Below are 19,731 nucleotides of genomic sequence, written 5' to 3'. Positions count from 1 at the left end.
GCGACATGCCAGAATGATTAATGAAATATCAATATGAGAAAATTAAAGATAATTTCATTGTCTATTTTTATTCTCATTTTCTCGGTTTAATCCCGATTATGTGATTGCCCCCGCATTTCCATCTTGTAACGTCCCCTCCTTGTGAAAACTGGCATCCCACGAGCATGTCATTAAAGAGTTTTAGTGAACGTAAACGGTTGCTTTTTACTCTGGCGAGCGAAAGGAGAAAGACTGATGAGCGCCATAGATTCTCAAATTCCCTCATCTTCAGGGCAAGACCGCCCAACGGATGAGGTGGACCGCATATTATCACCAGGAAAGCTGATCATACTCGGTCTGCAACACGTCCTTGTTATGTACGCGGGCGCAGTCGCCGTCCCACTGATGATTGGTGACAGACTCGGACTCTCGAAAGAAGCTATCGCAATGCTGATTAGCTCCGATCTCTTTTGCTGCGGTATCGTCACATTATTGCAATGTATCGGCATTGGTCGCTTTATGGGGATTCGCCTGCCGGTGATTATGTCGGTGACTTTTGCGGCTGTAACGCCAATGATTGCCATTGGGATGAACCCGGATATCGGCCTGCTGGGGATTTTTGGTGCCACTATCGCCGCGGGTTTTATCACCACATTATTAGCGCCACTTATCGGTCGCTTGATGCCTTTATTTCCGCCACTGGTTACCGGTGTGGTTATTACTTCTATCGGGCTTAGCATCATTCAGGTGGGTATTGACTGGGCCGCCGGAGGTAAAGGGAATCCGCAATATGGTAATCCCGTTTATTTAGGTATCTCCTTTGCCGTCTTAATTTTTATCTTGCTCATTACTCGCTATGCGAAAGGATTTATGTCCAACGTCGCCGTATTACTGGGGATTGTATTTGGCTTTTTACTTTCGTGGATGATGAATGAAGTCAATTTATCCGGGCTACATGATGCTTCATGGTTTGCGATTGTTACGCCGATGTCGTTTGGTATGCCGATTTTCGATCCCGTTTCCATTCTGACCATGACCGCAGTGTTAATCATCGTATTTATTGAGTCGATGGGGATGTTCCTGGCATTGGGGGAAATTGTCGGTAGAAAACTTTCTTCGCAAGACATTATTCGCGGGCTACGCGTAGATGGCATAGGGACAATGATTGGCGGCACGTTTAACAGCTTCCCGCATACTTCCTTTTCGCAAAACGTTGGCCTGGTCAGCGTGACGCGCGTTCACAGTCGCTGGGTGTGTATCTCTTCCGGGATTATATTAATCATGTTCGGGATGGTGCCCAAAATGGCGGTGCTGGTGGCTTCCATTCCGCAATTTGTACTAGGCGGTGCAGGATTAGTAATGTTCGGTATGGTGCTGGCGACGGGGATCCGCATTCTGTCGCGCTGTAACTACACCACCAACCGCTACAACCTGTATATCGTGGCTATTAGCCTTGGCGTGGGTATGACCCCGACGCTTTCTCATGATTTCTTTTCTAAGTTACCGGCCGTACTGCAACCGTTGCTGCATAGCGGCATTATGCTCGCAACCCTTAGCGCCGTTGTGCTGAACGTCTTTTTCAATGGTTATCAGCATCATGCCGATCTGGTGAAGGAATCTGTCTCTGATAAAGATTTAAAAGTCAGAACAGTGCGTATGTGGCTTTTGATGCGCAAGCTAAAGAAAAATGAGCATGGTGAATGATATGAACCTATTAATACGCACTATATTCAGTCTGTTATTACTCTTAATGATCTCCATTCCTGTCATTTCTGACTGCGTGGCAATGGCTATTGAAAGTCGCTTCAAATATATGATGCTGATTTTTTAAATGACCTTTCTCTGTCAGCATCCGCTCAAAACGGGCGGATGCCGATAAACACTCACTTGGTTAATCATTTGACTCTTCAGTTATCTATAATGACGAGTGATTAGAATTACATGTGAGAAATTATGCAAACGGAACACGTCATTTTACTGAATGCACAGGGAGTCCCCTCGGGTACGCTGGAAAAATATGCCGCACACACGGCAGACACCCCCTTACATCTCGCGTTCTCCTGCTGGCTATTTAATGCTAAGGGACAACTGCTGGTTACCCGCCGCGCACTAAGCAAAAAAGCGTGGCCAGGCGTGTGGACTAACTCGGTGTGCGGTCATCCGCAACTGGGCGAAAGCAATGAAGAGGCGGTAATCCGCCGTTGCCGCTATGAACTGGGCGTGGAAATAACGTCACCCGAATCGGTTTATCCAGACTTCCACTATCGCGCCACTGACCCGAATGGCATTGTCGAAAATGAAATGTGTCCAGTCTTTGCCGCACGAATTACCAGCGCGTTACAGCCCAACGGTGATGAAGTGATGGATTATCAATGGTGTGATTTATCAGATGTTTTACGCGCTATTGATGCTACGCCGTGGGCATTTAGTCCGTGGATGGTGATGCAGGCGGCAAATCACGAAGCCAGAAAACGATTATCTGTATTTACCCAGATTAAATAAAAAACTCCGACGGTTGCCGAGGTAACAGATTGCTGACAATGTGCTCGCTGTTTTATGCCTGATGCAGCGTGAACGCCTTATCTGGCCTACAAAATCGTGAAAATGCAATATATTGCAGAGGCGATGTAGGCCTGATAAGCGTAGCGCATCAGGCAATTTTGCATTTGCCAAAAGTCATAACCCCGACATTTGCCGGGGTTGTGAGCATAACGTAATGCTTATTTTACCGGACGCATCGCCGGGAACAGAATAACGTCGCGGATGGTATGGCTGTTGGTGAACAGCATAACCATACGGTCGATACCAATACCCAGACCTGCTGTCGGCGGCAAACCATGTTCCAGTGCGGTGACGTAATCTTCGTCGTAGAACATTGCTTCGTCGTCGCCTGCATCTTTCGCGGCAACCTGATCCAGGAAGCGCTGCGCCTGATCTTCTGCATCGTTCAGCTCGCTAAAGCCGTTACCGATTTCACGACCACCGATAAAGAACTCAAAGCGGTCAGTGATTTCCGGGTTAACGTCGTTACGACGCGCCAGCGGAGAAACTTCTGCCGGATATTCAGTAATGAAGGTCGGCTGAATCAGATGTGCTTCTGCCACTTCTTCGAAGATCTCGGTAACGATACGGCCCAGACCCCAGCTCTTCTCAACATGGATGCCGATAGATTCAGCAATCGCTTTTGCAGAGTCGAAGTTGTCCAGATCCGCCATGTCGGTTTCCGGGCGATATTTCTTGATCGCTTCACGCATGGTCAGTTTTTCGAACGGTTTACCGAAGTCCAGCGTCACGTCGCCGTAGGTCACTTCCGTCTTACCGAGAATATCCTGTGCCAGAGTACGGAACAGCGATTCGGTCAGCTCGATCAGATCTTTGTAATCCGCGTAAGCCATGTAGAGTTCCATCATGGTGAACTCTGGGTTATGACGTACGGAAATACCTTCGTTACGGAAGTTACGGTTGATTTCGAATACACGCTCGAAGCCACCGACCACCAGACGCTTGAGGTACAGTTCCGGCGCGATACGCAGGTACATGTCGAGATCCAGCGCGTTATGGTGGGTGATGAACGGACGCGCAGCGGCACCGCCAGGGATCACCTGCATCATCGGCGTTTCAACTTCCATAAAGCCGCGGTTCACCATGAACTGGCGAATACCGGACAGAATTTGCGAACGCACTTTAAAGGTGTTACGGGATTCATCGTTAGAGATGAGATCCAAATAACGCTGACGATAGCGCGCTTCCTGATCCTGCAAGCCGTGGAATTTATCCGGCAGCGGACGCAGTGCTTTGGTCAGCAGACGCAGCTCGGTACAGTGGATAGACAGTTCGCCGGTTTTGGTTTTGAACAGCTTACCTTTCGCGCCGAGGATGTCGCCGAGGTCCCATTTTTTGAACTGCTCGTTGTAAACGCCTTCCGGCAGATCGTCACGGGCAACGTACAGCTGAATGCGACCGCCAACGTCCTGCAGGGTAACGAAAGACGCTTTACCCATAATACGGCGGGTCATCATGCGGCCAGCAACGGCAACTTCGATGTTCAGCGCTTCCAGTTCTTCGTTCTCTTTACCGTCGAATTCTGCGTGCAATTGGTCAGAGGTATGATCGCGACGGAAATCGTTCGGGAAGGCAATCCCCTGCTCGCGCAGGTTCGCCAGCTTCTCACGACGCGTTTTCAGTTCATTGTTAAGATCGACTACCGCGTCAGCGCCCTGTGCGTTTTGTTCAGACATGTTGGTTCCTCATAACCCTGCTTTCAAACTTGCTTCGATAAATTGATCCAGACTGCCGTCCAGCACGGCCTGCGTGTTGCGGGTTTCTACCCCAGTGCGCAGATCTTTAATGCGGGAGTCATCAAGGACATAAGAACGAATCTGGCTGCCCCAGCCGATGTCGGACTTGGTGTCTTCCATCGCCTGTTTCTCGGCATTCTTCTTCTGCATCTCCAGTTCATAAAGCTTCGCTTTCATCTGCTTCATGGCCTGGTCTTTGTTCTTGTGCTGGGAACGGTCGTTCTGGCACTGGGTCACGATCCCGGTCGGGATGTGAGTAATACGCACCGCAGATTCGGTACGGTTAACGTGCTGGCCACCCGCGCCGGACGCGCGATAAACGTCAATGCGCAGATCCGCCGGGTTGATTTCGATATCAATATCATCATCAACTTCCGGGTAAACAAACGCGGAGCTGAACGACGTGTGGCGACGACCGCCGGAGTCAAACGGGCTCTTACGCACCAGGCGGTGAACGCCGGTTTCTGTACGCAGCCAGCCGTAAGCGTAATCGCCGGAGATTTTGATAGTCACGGATTTAATACCCGCCACTTCACCTTCCGACTCTTCGATGATTTCAGTTTTGAAACCGCGCGATTCCGCCCAGCGCAGATACATACGCTCAAGCATGCTCGCCCAGTCTTGCGCTTCCGTACCGCCAGACCCCGCCTGAATATCGAGGTAGCAGTCGGCGCTGTCATATTCGCCAGAGAACATACGGCGGAACTCAAGCTGCGCCAGTTTTTCTTCCAGGGCGTCGAGTTCAGCAACGGCTTCGTTAAAGGTTTCTTCGTCGTCAGCTTCTACAGCCAGTTCCAGCAGACCAGAAACATCTTCCAGCCCCTGTTTCATTTGGTCGAGGGTGTCGACAACGGCTTCGAGGGAGGAACGCTCTTTACCCAGCGCCTGTGCGCGTTCGGGTTCGTTCCAGACATCCGGCTGTTCCAGCTCGGCGTTTACTTCTTCCAGACGCTCTTTCTTGGCGTCATAGTCAAAGATACCCCCTAAGAACGTCGGAGCGTTCCGTGAGGTCCTGAATGCGATTATTTACCGGATTAATTTCAAACATGGTCTGATTTCTTTTATTGAGCTAGTCAAAATGCGGTGATAAGAGCGGGATTGTACCGAATCCACGCTCTTTTTTATAGAGAAGATGACGCTAAATTGGCCAGATATTGTCGATGATAATTTGCAGGCTGCGGTTGCCGCGAAACTCGTTAATATCGAGCTTGTAAGCCAGTTGCACTTCGCGCACGCCGTTATCCGGCCAGAGGGCGGTATCGACATTAAAAGCAATACCATCCAGCAGTGGACCGCCGCCGACCGGTTCGACCATCACCTTCAAATGACGCTCGCCTACCAACCGCTGTTGCAGCAGGCGGAAATGGCCATCAAACAGTGGTTCCGGGAACATCTGCCCCCACGGGCCAGCATCACGTAGCAGCTGCGCCACTTCCATGGTCATCTCTTCAGCGCTTAACGGGCCGTCGGAGACGACTTCACCCTGTAATAATGCGGGGTCCAGCCACTCAGTAACCAGTTCGCCAAACCGTTGTTGAAAGAGTTCGAATTTATCCTCTTCCAGCGACAGGCCTGCCGCCATCGCATGGCCGCCAAACTTGAGCATCATGCCCGGATAGAGCGTGTCTAAGCGCTCCAGCGCATCGCGCATATGCAGCCCCTGAATGGAGCGTCCAGAACCTTTCAGCGTACCATCACCCGCAGGCGCAAAGGCGATAACCGGACGGTGAAAACGCTCTTTGATGCGCGAAGCCAGAATACCGACAACGCCCTGATGCCATTCAGGATGATACATTGCCAGCCCGCCGGGCAGCGTGTCGCGACTTCGCTCCAGTTTCTCGCACAGAGTCAGCGCCTCAACCTGCATTCCCTGTTCAATCTCTTTGCGCGTCTGGTTTAGCGCATCGAGTTCATTTGCCAGCACACGTGCTTCGCCGATGTTATCGCACAGCAACAGCGCCACACCGACGGACATATCATCCAGTCGCCCGGCAGCATTGAGACGTGGCCCCAGCGCAAAACCTAAATCGCTGGCGGCGAGTTTTTGCGGATCGCGGTTTGCCACTTCCAGCAGCGCTTTAATCCCTGGGCGGCACTTCCCGGCGCGGATTCGGCTCATGCCCTGCCAGGTCAGGATACGGTTATTCGCATCCAGCGGCACCACGTCCGCCACCGTCCCGAGCGCCACCAGATCCAGCAATTCCGCCAGATTAGGGATTGCAATGCCACGGTCATCAAACCAGCCCTGATCGCGCAAAAAGGTGCGCAGCGCCAGCATCAGATAAAATGCGACGCCTACGCCTGCCAGTGACTTCGATGGAAAGCCGCAGTCACGCAAGTTAGGGTTAATAATGGCTTCCGCCGCGGGTAACGTATCGCCCGGCAAATGGTGATCGGTAACAATAACCGGAATGCCCAGCGTGCGAGCGTGTTCAACGCCCGCGTGAGAGGAAATGCCGTTATCCACCGTCACAATCAACTGCGCGCCACGGGCATGCGCTTGCTCAACCACTTCCGGACTTAAGCCATAACCGTCTTCAAAACGGTTCGGCACCAGGAAGTCGATGTTGGCGCAGCCAAGCGAACGCATCGCCAGCACGCTAAGGGCGGTACTGGTGGCGCCATCGGCGTCGAAATCTCCGACCACAATTATCCGCGTTCCTTCGCGAAAAGCGTTGTAAAGGATCTCAACGGCCTTTTCGACGCCGCTCAGTTGCTGCCAGGGCAGCATCCCTTTAACACCGCGTTCCAGTTCCTGCGCGCTACGCACGCCCCGGCTGGCGTATAAACGACGCAGCAAGGGCGGCAGATCAGCAGGCAGGTCTGCCGTTTCATCGATTTCACGGCGACGAAGTTTTATCTGTTGTTTCACGCGAATTATTTACCGCTGGTCATTTTCTGGTGTTCGTCGAGGAATTCTTTCATGTCTTTCGGCGGCTGGTAGCCCGGCACCAGAGTACCGTTGCTCAGCACAATTGCCGGAGTACCACTGACGCCAAGCTGGACGCCAAGCGCGTAATGGTTGGCAATATCCACGTCGCAACTGGCTGGCGCGACGCTTTTACCCGCCATCACATCATCAAACGCTTTGTTTTTATCTTTCGCACACCAGATGGCTTTCATTTGTTGCTCAGCCTGGCTCTCCAACCCCTGGCGCGGGAAAGCGAGATAACGCACGGTGATCCCCAGCGCGTTGTAGTCTGCCATCTGCTCATGCAGCTTGTGGCAGTAGCCACAAGTAATATCGGTGAACACGGTGATGACGTGTTTTTCCTGCGGCGCTTTATAAACAATCATATCTTTTTCAAGCGCGTTCAGTTGCTTTAACAGCATCTTATTGGTGACATTGACCGGAGCCGTGCCACTAACGTCATACATTGGCCCCTGAATGATATGTTTACCATCATCGGTGATGTACAGCACACCGCTGTTAGTCAGAACTGTCTTCATACCAGCCACGGGCGCGGGCTGAATATCGCTGCTTTTGATGCCCATTTTGGCTAACGTTTGTTGAATTGCCGCGTCATCCGCCTGAACAAAGCCTGAAAACGCCGCCAACAAAGTAAACAACATAAAACCTTTCTTCATAAATCTTCCCGTTCTTTTCAGACATCACGCCCGTGGGTGATGCTGTTGATGAAGTTGCCGCAGACGCTCGGTAGCGACATGCGTATAAATTTGCGTGGTGGAGAGATCGCTATGGCCCAACAACATCTGCACCACGCGTAGGTCCGCACCATGATTTAACAAATGAGTGGCAAAGGCATGACGCAACACATGCGGTGACAGCTTTTCGCTATCGATACCCGCCAGCACGGCATAATGTTTAATGCGGTGCCAAAAGGTCTGGCGCGTCATCTGCTGAGCGCGCTGGCTGGGAAACAGCACGTCAATCGACACACCGTTCAATAGCCATGGTCGCCCGTGTTCCAGATAGTTTTCCAGCCAGTAGACCGCCTCTTCACCTAACGGCACAAGACGCTCTTTGTTGCCTTTACCAATGACCCGTACCACGCCCTGGCGCAGACTAATGTCGCTCATTGTCAGCCCAACCAGTTCCGAGACACGCAGCCCGGTAGCATACAGCACTTCGAGCATGGCTTTATCGCGAAGCTCCAGAGGCTGATCGACTAAAGGTGCCTGTAATAATCTTTCAACCTGCGCTTCGCTTAAATCTTTCGGCAAACGCTGGGGCAATTTCGGCGAAGCCAGATGCGCACTGGGATCGTCTTCACGAAATTTTTCGCGATAAAGATACTGGAACAATCGGCGCACTGCACTCAGCAAACGCGCTGAACTGGTGGCTTTATACCCGCCCTCCAGCCGTTCTGCCAGTAATGCCTGCAAATCGTCACTTTGTGCCGTTGCCAGCGTCAGCCCACGATGATGCAACCACTCCACCATCATTGACAGATCGCGACGGTATGCGTTCAACGTATTTTCGGCGAGATTTTTTTCCAGCCACAGGGCATCCAGAAACTGCTCGATGCGTGCCAGATCTTGTTTCACTTGCGCCCCTTATCGTTACTCGTTTGATCCATTATGCCTTATTGTGCCGTGACTAAAGCGATTCTGATACACTAGCCGCAAAAGCCACAGCAGAATCGAGAAGCTTACGTTATGAATATGGGTCTTTTTTACGGTTCCAGCACCTGTTACACCGAAATGGCGGCGGAAAAAATCCGCGATATTATCGGCCCAGAACTGGTGACCTTACATAACCTCAAGGACGACTCCCCGAAATTAATGGAGCAGTACGATGTGCTCATTCTGGGTATCCCGACCTGGGATTTTGGCGAAATCCAGGAAGACTGGGAAGCCGTCTGGGATCAGCTCGACGACCTGAATCTCGACGGTAAAATTGTTGCGTTATATGGGCTTGGCGATCAGCTGGGATACGGCGAGTGGTTCCTTGATGCGCTCGGCATGCTGCATGACAAACTCTCGACCAAAGGCGTGAAGTTCGTCGGCTACTGGCCAACGGAAGGATATGAATTTACCAGCCCGAAACCGGTGATTGCTGACGGACAGCTGTTCGTGGGTCTGGCGCTGGATGAAACTAACCAGTATGACCTTAGCGACGAGCGTATTCAGAGCTGGTGTGAGCAAATCCTTAACGAAATGGCAGAGTATTACGCCTGATGTGACTGACGGCTTTGCGCATTAGCGTTGCCATCATGTTTACCTTTGCGTCTCTTGTTGCAACAAAATTCGCCGTAAATCCCGCCATTCGGCTTCGTCCATGCTGTCAGCTGCCAGCCATAAATGCTGCCGTTTACCGCTGTCAGAACGTAAACGCAGCATCATGCCGCTTTTAACCATCCACGGCGCTTTGACGATGCTCCACTCCTGCCCTTGCCAACGCAAACGCCCGTCCATCAACAGGCGAATCTCCCCCTGACGAGCATTAATACGCCGCTGGCTGCGAACGCAATCAAACACCACCAGCGAAAGCAACACCATCCATAACGGGGTGTAACTGAGCGGCCAGGGCATGAGTAAAATAACAGCGGCAACCAGCCCATGAATCAGCAAGGAAAGCCACTGTGCGCGCCAGGAGACGCGTAAATCAGATTGCCACAGGACCACGTTCCCGGTTCCGTGTCTGGATGAGTCGGACCATCATTTCCAGTTCTGCATCGGCCGGTTTACCGTGATTCATCAGCCAGTTGAACAGGTCCGGATCGTCACATTCCAGCAGACGAATAAAGATGCGTTTTTCGTCATCACTTAAGCTGTCGTACTCATGTTCGAAAAACGGCATGATTGAAATATCGAGTTCGCGCATACCACGGCGGCATGCCCAATGAATGCGGGCTTTGTTGTTAATGTCCATCTTCTTCCTGTCTCACGAAAATCCAGTACCAGGTTATTGTAACGTGTTTTTCGACTTCTTTTGCGGGAATATCGGTAAACACAATCGCGATCGCGAAATTAATCCGCAACAATTCAATGGCTTCATTTTTTTGGATGTCGCCTCGCAAAGCATATCAGAAGGCACAGATCGCGTAGTGAAAGCACTTGCATTGCCTCATAGCTCTTTTACCATTAGTCATTAATACGCCGTTTGTTACACAGGACTCCATTATGGCTTTTACACCTTTTCCTCCCCGTCAGCCTACGGCTTCTGCCCGTTTACCACTGACGCTGATGACGCTTGATGACTGGGCGCTTGCCACCATTACTGGCGCGGACAGCGAAAAATATATGCAGGGTCAGGTGACAGCAGACGTCAGCCAGATGACAGAAGACCAGCATTTGCTCGCCGCGCATTGCGACGCCAAAGGTAAAATGTGGAGCAATTTGCGTCTGTTCCGCGATGGCGACGGCTTTGCATGGATTGAACGCCGCAGCGTGCGTGATTCGCAGCTGACTGAACTGAAAAAATATGCGGTGTTTTCTAAAGTGACCATCGTGCCGGACGATGAACGCGTGCTGCTCGGTGTTGCCGGTTTTCAGGCACGCGCCGCGCTGGAAAATCTCTTCAGAGAAATGCCTTCGAAGGAAAAACAAGTAGTCAGAGAAGGTGCGACCACACTGCTATGGTTTGAACATCCGGCAGAACGTTTTCTGATCGTAACCGATGAAGCTACTGCCAATATGCTGACCGATAAACTGCGCGGTGAAGCGGAACTGAACAATAGCCAACAGTGGCTGGCATTAAACATTGAAGCGGGTTTCCCGGTTATTGACGCTGCTAACAGCGGGCAGTTTATCCCGCAGGCAACTAACCTTCAGGCGCTGGGCGGTATCAGCTTTAAGAAAGGCTGCTATACCGGGCAAGAGATGGTGGCACGAGCTAAGTTCCGCGGAGCCAACAAACGCGCGCTCTGGTTGCTGGCGGGTAGCGCCAGCCGTTTGCCGGCAGCTGGTGAAGACTTAGAGCTGAAAATGGGCGAAAACTGGCGTCGTACCGGTACAGTGCTGGCTGCGGTAAAACTGGAAGATGGTCAGGTAGTGGTTCAGGTCGTCATGAATAACGATATGGAACCGGACAGCATCTTCCGCGTGCGTGACGATGCGAATACACTGCATATCGAGCCGCTGCCGTATTCGCTGGAAGAGTAAATCGCTGTATCGCTTCGGGCATCTATTGCCTGATGCGACGCTGGCGCGTCTTATCAGGCCTTCAACTTGGTGCCTTTTTCACAAGTGGGAAGCGGCCCGTAGGCTGGATAAGGCGTTCACGCCGCATCCGGCAGTTGCGCTCCAATGCCTGAAGCGACACTTGTGTGTCTTTTCAGGCCGACAAAGGCACAGTCATTACGGCTGTCCAATATACAAATAGATCGCCAGGAAATGGCACACACTGCCGCCGAGCACAAAGCCGTGCCAGATGGCGTGGTTATAGGGGATGCGTTTGCAGACGTAGAAAATCACCCCAAGCGAGTAAACCACTCCGCCTACCGCCAGTAAGGTAACGCTGCCCGCCGCGAGCTTAACTGCCATTTCATAAATTACCACCAGCGACAGCCAGCCCATCGCCAGATATGTCACCAGAGATAAAATTTTGAATCGGTGCGCGATGGTCAGTTTGAACAGAATCCCCAGCAAAGCCAGGCTCCAGATAACAATCATCAACCCACGCGCTAACGGAGAATCCAGCCCCACCAGCAAAAACGGCGTGTAGGTTCCGGCAATCAACAGGTAAATTGCGCAATGGTCAAATTTCTTCAGCCACATTTTTGCCCGTTGATGGGGAATTGCGTGATAGAGCGTCGAAGCGAGGAACAGCAGGATCATACTGCCGCCATAAAGGCTGTAACTGGTTATCGCCGTGGCGCTGGCATTAAGATCCACCGCCTGAACCAGTAGCAACACCAGCCCAACGATACCAAACACCAACCCAATGCCGTGACTGATGCTGTTGGCAATTTCCTCTGCCAGCGAATATCCCTGCTTAATGAGAGGCTTCTGAACCATAACTTACTCCGGAGAAACGTACACGCACGTGAACACTTCTCCAGCGTAACTGAGAATAGTTCCAGTGAACACCTGTTAGCTAAAATAAATTCTGATTTGAGAGTAATCTCCGAAAAATCATGAAATTAAATGTCAAATTTCAACTAACAGGCGTGAGTTCAACTTAAAGGCATTTAAATTCAATTACATAAAACTGTGTCTGACCGGGATAGATATCGGTAATGACCGTTTTCAGTTCAGCCAGAGTCATATTTTCCTGTTGTGCATGTTTTTCTGTGAGAGTATCCAGCGTTACGGTTGAAGTTGCGATAACTTCAATGGTGCAAAAATAGCCGTTATCTTCAAAGCGCCCGACGCGAAGCACATCGCCCGTTTTAAAGTGCGATTCAGACTCGTCGCGGATGGTGATGGTTTTACGCCCAGCCAGAATGTCATCCTGGAAACGTTGAAAAAAAGTGATGTCGTTTGGCTGCATGGTACTATTTCCTGTAAGTATTGACTCATTTGGAGCCTATGATAGTGAAAAAACTCACCTTACCGAAAGATTTCTTATGGGGCGGCGCAGTAGCCGCTCATCAGGTCGAAGGCGGCTGGAACAAAGGCGGCAAAGGGCCGAGTATTTGTGACGTACTGACTGGTGGCGCACACGGCGTGCCGCGCGAAATCACCAAAGAAGTCTTGCCGGGCAAATACTATCCGAACCATGAAGCCGTTGATTTTTATGGTCACTACAAGGAAGACATCAAACTATTTGCCGAAATGGGCTTCAAATGTTTTCGGACTTCCATCGCCTGGACACGCATTTTTCCAAAAGGCGATGAAGCTCAGCCAAACGAAGAAGGGCTGAAGTTCTACGATGATATGTTCGATGAACTGCTGAAATACAACATCGAACCGGTGATCACCCTCTCCCACTTTGAAATGCCGCTGCATCTGGTGCAGCAATACGGTAGCTGGACCAACCGTAAAGTGGTTGATTTCTTTGTCCGTTTCGCGGAAGTGGTATTTGAACGCTATAAGCATAAAGTCAAATACTGGATGACCTTCAACGAAATTAACAACCAGCGTAACTGGCGTGCGCCGCTGTTCGGTTACTGCTGCTCCGGCGTGGTTTATACCGAGCATGAAAACCCGGAAGAGACGATGTATCAGGTGCTGCATCACCAGTTTGTCGCCAGCGCCCTGGCGGTGAAAGCCGCGCGTCGCATTAACCCGGAGATGAAAGTCGGCTGTATGCTGGCGATGGTGCCGCTCTATCCTTACTCCTGTAACCCGGACGATGTGATGTTTGCCCAGGAGTCGATGCGCGAACGCTACGTCTTTACCGATGTGCAGCTGCGTGGCTATTACCCGTCCTATGTGTTGAACGAGTGGGAGCGTCGCGGATTTAACATCAAGATGGAAGATGGCGATCTGGATGTGCTGCGCGAAGGCACCTGCGATTATCTTGGCTTCAGTTATTACATGACCAACGCGGTGAAGGCCGAAGGCGGCACCGGCGATGCGATCTCTGGTTTTGAAGGCAGTGTACCGAACCCATTTGTTAAAGCGTCGGACTGGGGATGGCAGATTGATCCGGTGGGTCTGCGCTATGCACTATGCGAATTGTATGAGCGTTATCAGAAGCCGCTGTTTATTGTCGAAAACGGTTTTGGCGCTTACGACAAAGTGGAAGAAGACGGCAGCATCAACGACGACTACCGCATTGATTACCTGCGCGCCCATATCGAAGAGATGAAAAAAGCGGTGACTTACGATGGCGTAGATCTGATGGGCTACACCCCGTGGGGCTGCATCGACTGTGTGTCGTTCACCACCGGACAGTACAGCAAACGCTACGGCTTTATCTATGTGAATAAACATGACGACGGTACTGGCGATATGTCGCGTTCACGTAAGAAGAGCTTTAACTGGTACAAAGAGGTAATTGCCAGCAACGGCGAGAAGCTTTAAGTCGATGAAGTACCGGATGCAATACTCGTTGCATCCGGTCAGATAACTTTCCTGTTTTATTTTCCACCCGCCAAATCGATAAAACTTCCCGTGACATAAGAGGCTTTATCACTTAACAGCCAGACGATGGCCTGCGCGACCTCCTCCGCCTGTCCACCGCGTTGCATGGGGATGTTCGACTTGACGCGATCTACGCGTCCGGGTTCACCGCCGCTGGCGTGCATTTCGGTATAAATAAACCCTGGCCGCACGCCGTTAACGCGGATCCCCTGCGCGGCAACTTCCAGCGATAGTCCGGTGGTTAACGTATCAATCGCCCCTTTCGATGCCGCGTAATCAACATATTCCCCCGGCGAACCCAACCGTGAGGCTACCGAAGAGACATTGACGATAGCGCCGCCACTGCCACCATTTTTAAACGCCATGCGTTTTACCGCCTCGCGGCAGCAGAGAAAATATCCCGTTACGTTGGTAGAAAGTACCCGGTTGATTCGCTCTGCGGTAAGGTTTTCTACGGTGCACTGGGTAAACAAGATCCCGGCGTTATTGACCAGCGCGGCTAGCGGTTCATCGTGCTGATCGATTGCTGTAAACATCGCGACGACCTGGTTTTCGTCGCTGATATCCGCCTGGAGTGCAAATGCCTTGCCACCGGCTTGCGTGATTAAGTTCACCACTTCCTGCGCCGCGTGGAGGTTTTGTTGATAATTAACCGCCACCGTATACCCTTCTTGCGCCAACAGTAATGCAGTTGCCCGCCCGATGCCGCGACTGCCACCGGTCACAAGTGCTGTAGCCATTTGTTTTTCCCAAAAAATAAAGGCGCCAAAGCGCCTTTCAAATTATTGATGACAAAGTACTTTTATTATGCCGGATGCGGCGTGAACGCCTTATCCTGCCTACAAGATCGTGCAAATTCAATACATTGCACAGACTATGTAGGCCTGATAAACGAAGTGCATCAGGCAATGTTGAGTTTGACATCAGTGTCAAAGGCGCCGAAGCGCCTTTAGAAGATAGTCGAATCAGTGAATTACTGGTATTCGCTAATCGGTACGCAGGAGCAGAACAGGTTACGGTCGCCGTAAACATCATCCAGACGTTTCACCGTCGGCCAGTATTTGTCTGCCACGCCTGCCGGGAATACTGCAACTTCACGGCTGTACGGATGCGCCCACTCGGCGACCAGTTCGCTCTGAATGTGCGGCGCGTTCACCAGCGGGTTATCTTCCAGCGGCCAGACACCGGCTTTCACCTGGTCGATTTCCGCGCGGATAGCCAGCATCGCGTCGATAAAGCGATCCAGTTCCACTTTGCTTTCAGATTCAGTCGGTTCAACCATCAGCGTCCCCGCCACCGGGAACGACATGGTCGGCGCGTGGAAACCGTAGTCGATCAGGCGCTTGGCAATATCCAGCTCGCTGATGCCGGTTTCGTCTTTCAACGGACGAATATCGAGAATACATTCGTGCGCCACGCGACCGTCGCGACCGGTATACAGCACCGGGAAGGCATCCTGCAGGCGGCTGGCAATATAGTTGGCGTTAAGAATTGCCACCTGGCTTGCTTTTTTCAGCCCTTCTGCGCCCATCATGCGGATGTACATCCAGCTGATTGGCAGGATAGAGGCGCTACCGAACGGTGCCGCAGAAACCGCGCCCTGACGGGTTAACATGCCTTCGATTTGCACCACGCTATGACCCGGTACAAACGGTGCCAGATGCGCTTTCACGCCGATCGGTCCCATACCAGGGCCGCCACCGCCGTGCGGAATGCAGAAGGTTTTATGCAGGTTAAGGTGCGAAACGTCCGCGCCAATAAAGCCCGGCGAGGTGATGCCAACCTGGGCGTTCATGTTCGCGCCATCAAGGTAAACCTGACCGCCGAACTGATGCACGACTTCACACACTTCACGGATCGTTTCTTCATACACGCCGTGGGTGGAAGGATAGGTCACCATGATACAGGAGAGGTTATCGCCCGCCTGTTCCGCTTTCGCGCGCAGATCAGTCAGATCGATGTTGCCGTTTTTATCACACGCCACAACCACCACCTGCATTCCTGCCATATGTGCAGAAGCGGGGTTAGTTCCGTGCGCAGAAGCCGGGATCAGGCAGATATCGCGATGCCCTTCGTTGCGGCTTTCATGATAATGACGAATCGCCAGCAGGCCCGCGTATTCGCCCTGTGCGCCAGAGTTCGGCTGCATACAGACGGCGTCGTAACCGGTCAGTTTCACCAGCCAGTCAGCCAGCTGCGCAATCATCTGCTGATAACCTTCGGCCTGTTCCGGCGGGCAGAACGGGTGCAGTTCTGCAAATTCCGGCCAGGTGATTGGGATCATCTCGGCGGCGGCGTTCAGTTTCATGGTGCAGGAACCCAGCGGGATCATCGCCTGATTCAGCGCCAGATCTTTACGCTCCAGCGAGTGCATATAGCGCATCATTTCGGTTTCGCTGTGGTAGCGATTAAACACCGGATGGGTGAGGATTTCGTCGTCGCGCAGCATCGCAGGCTGAATAGAGCGGCTGTCGTGAGCCACGTCTTTGTCCAGCGTGTCGATCTCCAGCCCGTGGTTATCGCCCAGCAGCACGCTGAAAAGCTGCATTACGTTTTCGCGCGTGGTTGTTTCATCAAGGGTGATCCCCACCGCGTTCAGAATATCGCTACGCAGGTTGATTTCAGCCGCTTCGGCACGCGCCAGGACGCCCGCTTTGTCGGCCACTTCCACACACAAAGTGTCGAAATAGTGCGCATGGCGCAGCTTCAGACCTTTTTGTTGCAGGCCCGCCGCCAGGATATCGGTCAGACGGTGAATGCGGTTAGCGATACGTTTCAGGCCAACCGGACCGTGATAAACGGCATACAGGCTGGCGATGTTTGCCAGCAGCACCTGGGAAGTACAAATGTTGGAGTTCGCTTTCTCACGACGAATATGTTGCTCGCGAGTCTGCATCGCCATGCGCAGCGCGGTATTGCCAGCTGCATCTTTCGATACACCGATAATACGGCCTGGCATTGAGCGTTTGTATTCGTCTTTCGCCGCAAAGAATGCCGCGTGTGGGCCACCGTAACCCATCGGTACGCCAAAGCGTTGCGCCGAACCAAAAACAATATCCGCGCCCTGTTTACCCGGCGCAGTTAACAGCACCAGCGCCATAATATCAGCGGCAACGCTGACCACAATTTTGCGTGATTTCAGTTCGCTGATAAGCGCAGTGTAGTCGTGAATTTCACCGGTAGTGCCAACCTGCTGTAACAGCACGCCGAAGACGTCCTGATGGTCGAGCACTTTTTGCGCATCATCGACAATCACTTCAAAACCAAAGGTTTCGGCACGAGTACGGACCACATCCAGCGTTTGCGGATGCACATCGGAAGCCACGAAGAAGCGGTTGGCATTTTTCAGTTTGCTGACGCGTTTCGCCATCGCCATTGCTTCGGCGGCAGCGGTGGCTTCGTCAAGAAGAGAAGCAGAGGCCATATCCAGCCCGGTTAAATCCAGCGTTACCTGCTGGAAATTGAGCAGTGCCTCAAGGCGGCCCTGCGAGACTTCAGGTTGATACGGAGTATACGCGGTATACCAGCCCGGATTTTCCAGCATGTTACGCAGGATAACCGGCGGTAACTGCACGGCGGTGTAACCCATGCCGATGTAAGACGTGAAGCGTTTATTGCGACTGGCAATAGCCTTGAGTTCCGCCAGCGCGGCGTATTCGGTCGCCGGTGCGCCAACCTGCGGCGGGGTCGCAAGCTGAATATCTTTCGGTACAATCTGGCCGGTCAGCGCGTTTAACGATTGTGCGCCAACGGCATTCAGCATTTCTTGCTGTTGCGCGGCGTCCGGTCCGATATGGCGTTCAATAAAAGCGCCGCTATTTTCAAGCTGGCTTAACGTCTGTGTCATGAGCGATGGTTCCTGAAACGTGCAGTGAATTGTGAACCTCTCTCCTTGCGAAGAGAGTGAGGGTGAGGCGTAAATTTCCCTCACCCTGATCCTCTCCCGCAGAAGAGGATTAAAGCCGTTACTCGTCTTCTAACAGTGCTTCGTATGCGGTCGCATCCAGCAGTGATTCCAGTTCGCTTTCATCGCTGGCTTTGATTTTAAAGATCCAGCCGCCTGCATACGGTTCGCTGTTCACCAGTTCCGGGGAATCGCTCAGTGCGTCGTTTACCGCCACGATTTCACCGCTTACTGGCGCATAAATGTCTGACGCCGCTTTTACTGATTCGGCAACCGCGCAGTCATCGCCCGCGCTAACCGTTGCGCCGACTTCCGGCAGGTCAACAAACACCATATCGCCTAACAGCTCCTGCGCGTGCTCGGTGATGCCAACGGTGTAAGTGCCGTCGGCTTCTTTACGCAGCCATTCGTGTTCTTTGCTGTATTTCAGTTCTGCTGGTACGTTGCTCATCAATCAATCTCCAAAAAAGTAAATCACGCGACGGCTTTGCCGTTACGCACAAAAACAGGTTTCGTCACTTTAACCGGCATTTCACGGTTGCGAATTTGCACAATCGCTGTTTCACCAATACCTTCCGGCACGCGTGCCAGCGCAATGCTGTAACCCAGCGTCGGGGAGAAAGTACCGCTGGTGATAATGCCTTCATGCTGGTTGCCCTGCGCATCGGTAAAACGTACCGGCAGTTCATTACGCAGCACGCCTTTTTCGGTCATCACCAGACCAACCAGTTTTTCTGTGCCATGTTCACGCTGCGCTTCCAGAGCTTCACGACCGATAAAGTCACGATCTGCCGGTTCCCAGGCGATAGTCCAGCCCATGTTGGCGGCTAAAGGAGAAATGGTTTCGTCCATCTCCTGACCATAAAGATTCATGCCCGCTTCCAGACGCAGCGTGTCACGCGCGCCCAGGCCGCATGGCTTAACGCCCGCTTCCACCAGCGCGCGCCAGAAATCGGCCGCTTTTTCATTGGGCAGCGCAATTTCATAACCCGCTTCACCGGTATAACCGGTGGTGGCAATAAACAGATCGCCCGCCTGCACGCCAAAGAACGGTTTCATCCCTTCCACTGCCTGACGCTGGGCATCATTAAACAGTGTGGCAGCTTTTGCCTGCGCATTCGGCCCTTGTACGGCAATCATGGAAAGGTCATCACGAACGGTAATTTCGATGCCGAAAGGTTCAGCGTGTTGGGTAATCCAGGAGAGGTCTTTTTCGCGGGTGGCGGAGTTAACAACGAGGCGGAAGAAATCTTCAGTGAAGTAGTAGACGATGAGGTCATCTATCACACCGCCAGAGGCATTCAACATCCCCGAGTAAAGGGCTTTGCCGCTTTTGGTGAGCTTCGCCACATCGTTCGCCAGCAGATAACGCAGAAACTCCCGGGTGCGGCTGCCGCGGAGATCGACGATGGTCATATGCGACACATCAAACATTCCGGCATCGGTACGTACCCCATGATGTTCGTCGATTTGCGAACCGTAATGCAGCGGCATCATCCAGCCGTGGAAATCCACCATGCGAGCGCCGCAAAGCGTGTGTTGTTCGTACAAAGGAGTCTGTTGTGCCATCTTGTCCTCATTGAATAAGCGGGGCTGACAACTTTTCGTGGTGAA

General features: G+C 52.2%; 20 protein-coding genes. 6 read left to right on the top strand and 14 right to left on the bottom strand.

The features are described from left to right. Positions 1 to 234: 234 nt before the first annotated feature. Positions 235 to 1,683, top strand: a complete 1,449-nt coding sequence (gene uacT / locus D9736_RS07745; protein WP_130258061.1) for a urate/proton symporter UacT — start codon at positions 235 to 237, stop codon at positions 1,681 to 1,683. A gap of 1 nt (position 1,684) precedes the next feature. Next, on the top strand, positions 1,685 to 1,810 hold the full coding sequence (locus D9736_RS07740) for a hypothetical protein (protein WP_130258060.1): 126 nt from the start codon (positions 1,685 to 1,687) through the stop codon (positions 1,808 to 1,810). A 14-nt stretch (positions 1,811 to 1,824) separates the two neighbouring features. Here D9736_RS07740 and D9736_RS07735 read toward each other — a convergent pair whose 3' ends face one another. Beyond that, a complete protein-coding gene (locus D9736_RS07735) occupies positions 1,825 to 1,878 on the bottom strand; it encodes a hypothetical protein (RefSeq protein WP_123057966.1) in 54 nt (17 codons plus the stop codon). Between the two features lie 54 nt (positions 1,879 to 1,932). Here D9736_RS07735 and idi point away from each other — a divergent pair, with 54 nt between their 5' ends. After that, positions 1,933 to 2,481, top strand: a complete 549-nt coding sequence (gene idi, locus D9736_RS07730; protein ID WP_130217942.1) for an isopentenyl-diphosphate Delta-isomerase — start codon at positions 1,933 to 1,935, stop codon at positions 2,479 to 2,481. 218 nt (positions 2,482 to 2,699) lie between these two features. On the opposite strand, the gene lysS is transcribed toward idi, so the two are convergent. The 5 genes from lysS to xerD all read right to left on the bottom strand — a co-directional run bounded on the left by lysS (position 2,700) and on the right by xerD (position 8,786). Continuing rightward, on the bottom strand, positions 2,700 to 4,217 hold the full coding sequence (lysS, locus tag D9736_RS07720) for a lysine--tRNA ligase (RefSeq protein WP_000003334.1): 1,518 nt from the start codon (positions 4,215 to 4,217) through the stop codon (positions 2,700 to 2,702). A gap of 9 nt (positions 4,218 to 4,226) precedes the next feature. After that, a protein-coding gene (gene prfB, locus D9736_RS07715; RefSeq protein WP_096179399.1) for a peptide chain release factor 2 occupies positions 4,227 to 5,325 on the bottom strand; the annotation gives its coding sequence in 2 pieces (ribosomal slippage) (positions 4,227 to 5,249 and positions 5,251 to 5,325; 1,098 coding nt in all). Between the two features lie 90 nt (positions 5,326 to 5,415). Beyond that, positions 5,416 to 7,149 carry a single-stranded-DNA-specific exonuclease RecJ gene (gene recJ / locus D9736_RS07710; RefSeq protein WP_130217944.1) on the bottom strand — a complete coding sequence of 578 codons (1,734 nt, stop codon included), beginning with the start codon at positions 7,147 to 7,149 and terminating at the stop codon, positions 5,416 to 5,418. A 5-nt stretch (positions 7,150 to 7,154) separates the two neighbouring features. After that, on the bottom strand, positions 7,155 to 7,865 hold the full coding sequence (gene dsbC / locus D9736_RS07705) for a bifunctional protein-disulfide isomerase/oxidoreductase DsbC (protein WP_130207826.1): 711 nt from the start codon (positions 7,863 to 7,865) through the stop codon (positions 7,155 to 7,157). A 24-nt stretch (positions 7,866 to 7,889) separates the two neighbouring features. Beyond that, positions 7,890 to 8,786, bottom strand: a complete 897-nt coding sequence (gene xerD, locus D9736_RS07700; protein WP_064529792.1) for a site-specific tyrosine recombinase XerD — start codon at positions 8,784 to 8,786, stop codon at positions 7,890 to 7,892. A 111-nt stretch (positions 8,787 to 8,897) separates the two neighbouring features. Here xerD and fldB point away from each other — a divergent pair, with 111 nt between their 5' ends. Then, the gene (fldB, locus tag D9736_RS07695; protein ID WP_130217948.1) at positions 8,898 to 9,419 is read left to right on the top strand and encodes a flavodoxin FldB; all 522 of its coding nucleotides are present in this window, start codon (positions 8,898 to 8,900) and stop codon (positions 9,417 to 9,419) included. A gap of 39 nt (positions 9,420 to 9,458) precedes the next feature. Here fldB and D9736_RS07690 read toward each other — a convergent pair whose 3' ends face one another. Together D9736_RS07690 and sdhE are read right to left on the bottom strand one after the other, a co-directional pair. Next, positions 9,459 to 9,866, bottom strand: a complete 408-nt coding sequence (locus D9736_RS07690; RefSeq protein WP_130258059.1) for a protein YgfX — start codon at positions 9,864 to 9,866, stop codon at positions 9,459 to 9,461. Further along, positions 9,847 to 10,113, bottom strand: a complete 267-nt coding sequence (gene sdhE, locus D9736_RS07685; RefSeq protein WP_000354046.1) for an FAD assembly factor SdhE — start codon at positions 10,111 to 10,113, stop codon at positions 9,847 to 9,849. Before sdhE ends, D9736_RS07690 begins: the two co-directional genes overlap by 20 nt. A 251-nt stretch (positions 10,114 to 10,364) precedes the next feature. Between sdhE and ygfZ the strand changes: the two genes are divergently transcribed. Then, positions 10,365 to 11,345 carry a tRNA-modifying protein YgfZ gene (gene ygfZ / locus D9736_RS07680; protein WP_130258058.1) on the top strand — a complete coding sequence of 327 codons (981 nt, stop codon included), beginning with the start codon at positions 10,365 to 10,367 and terminating at the stop codon, positions 11,343 to 11,345. A gap of 195 nt (positions 11,346 to 11,540) precedes the next feature. Here the strand turns inward: ygfZ and D9736_RS07675 are convergent, their stop codons facing one another. Further along, entirely contained in the window at positions 11,541 to 12,200 is a 660-nt protein-coding gene (locus D9736_RS07675) for a hemolysin III family protein (RefSeq protein WP_130217956.1), read from the bottom strand. A 163-nt stretch (positions 12,201 to 12,363) separates the two neighbouring features. Further along, positions 12,364 to 12,675: a N(4)-acetylcytidine aminohydrolase gene (gene yqfB, locus D9736_RS07670; protein WP_130217958.1), complete on the bottom strand. Its 312-nt coding sequence runs from the start codon at positions 12,673 to 12,675 to the stop codon at positions 12,364 to 12,366. Positions 12,676 to 12,719: 44 nt separating this feature from the next. Between yqfB and bglA the strand changes: the two genes are divergently transcribed. After that, positions 12,720 to 14,153, top strand: a complete 1,434-nt coding sequence (gene bglA / locus D9736_RS07665; protein ID WP_165383148.1) for a 6-phospho-beta-glucosidase BglA — start codon at positions 12,720 to 12,722, stop codon at positions 14,151 to 14,153. A gap of 56 nt (positions 14,154 to 14,209) precedes the next feature. Here bglA and D9736_RS07660 read toward each other — a convergent pair whose 3' ends face one another. The 4 genes from D9736_RS07660 to gcvT all read right to left on the bottom strand — a co-directional run bounded on the left by D9736_RS07660 (position 14,210) and on the right by gcvT (position 19,686). Then, positions 14,210 to 14,953: an SDR family oxidoreductase gene (locus tag D9736_RS07660; RefSeq protein ID WP_130217962.1), complete on the bottom strand. Its 744-nt coding sequence runs from the start codon at positions 14,951 to 14,953 to the stop codon at positions 14,210 to 14,212. A 233-nt stretch (positions 14,954 to 15,186) separates the two neighbouring features. Continuing rightward, a complete protein-coding gene (gene gcvP, locus D9736_RS07655) occupies positions 15,187 to 18,060 on the bottom strand; it encodes an aminomethyl-transferring glycine dehydrogenase (protein ID WP_130258056.1) in 2,874 nt (957 codons plus the stop codon). A gap of 118 nt (positions 18,061 to 18,178) precedes the next feature. Then, positions 18,179 to 18,568, bottom strand: coding sequence for a glycine cleavage system protein GcvH (gene gcvH, locus D9736_RS07650; protein WP_001295377.1), 390 nt, complete (start codon positions 18,566 to 18,568; stop codon positions 18,179 to 18,181). A 23-nt stretch (positions 18,569 to 18,591) separates the two neighbouring features. Then, entirely contained in the window at positions 18,592 to 19,686 is a 1,095-nt protein-coding gene (gene gcvT, locus D9736_RS07645) for a glycine cleavage system aminomethyltransferase GcvT (protein ID WP_130258055.1), read from the bottom strand. Between the last annotated feature and the right edge of the window lie 45 nt (positions 19,687 to 19,731).

This window comes from Escherichia sp. E10V10 (genome assembly GCF_004211985.1).
GTDB lineage: Bacteria > Pseudomonadota > Gammaproteobacteria > Enterobacterales > Enterobacteriaceae > Escherichia.
Note: the sequence above shows the minus strand (reverse complement) of the source record. Positions and strands in the feature narration are given on the sequence as shown.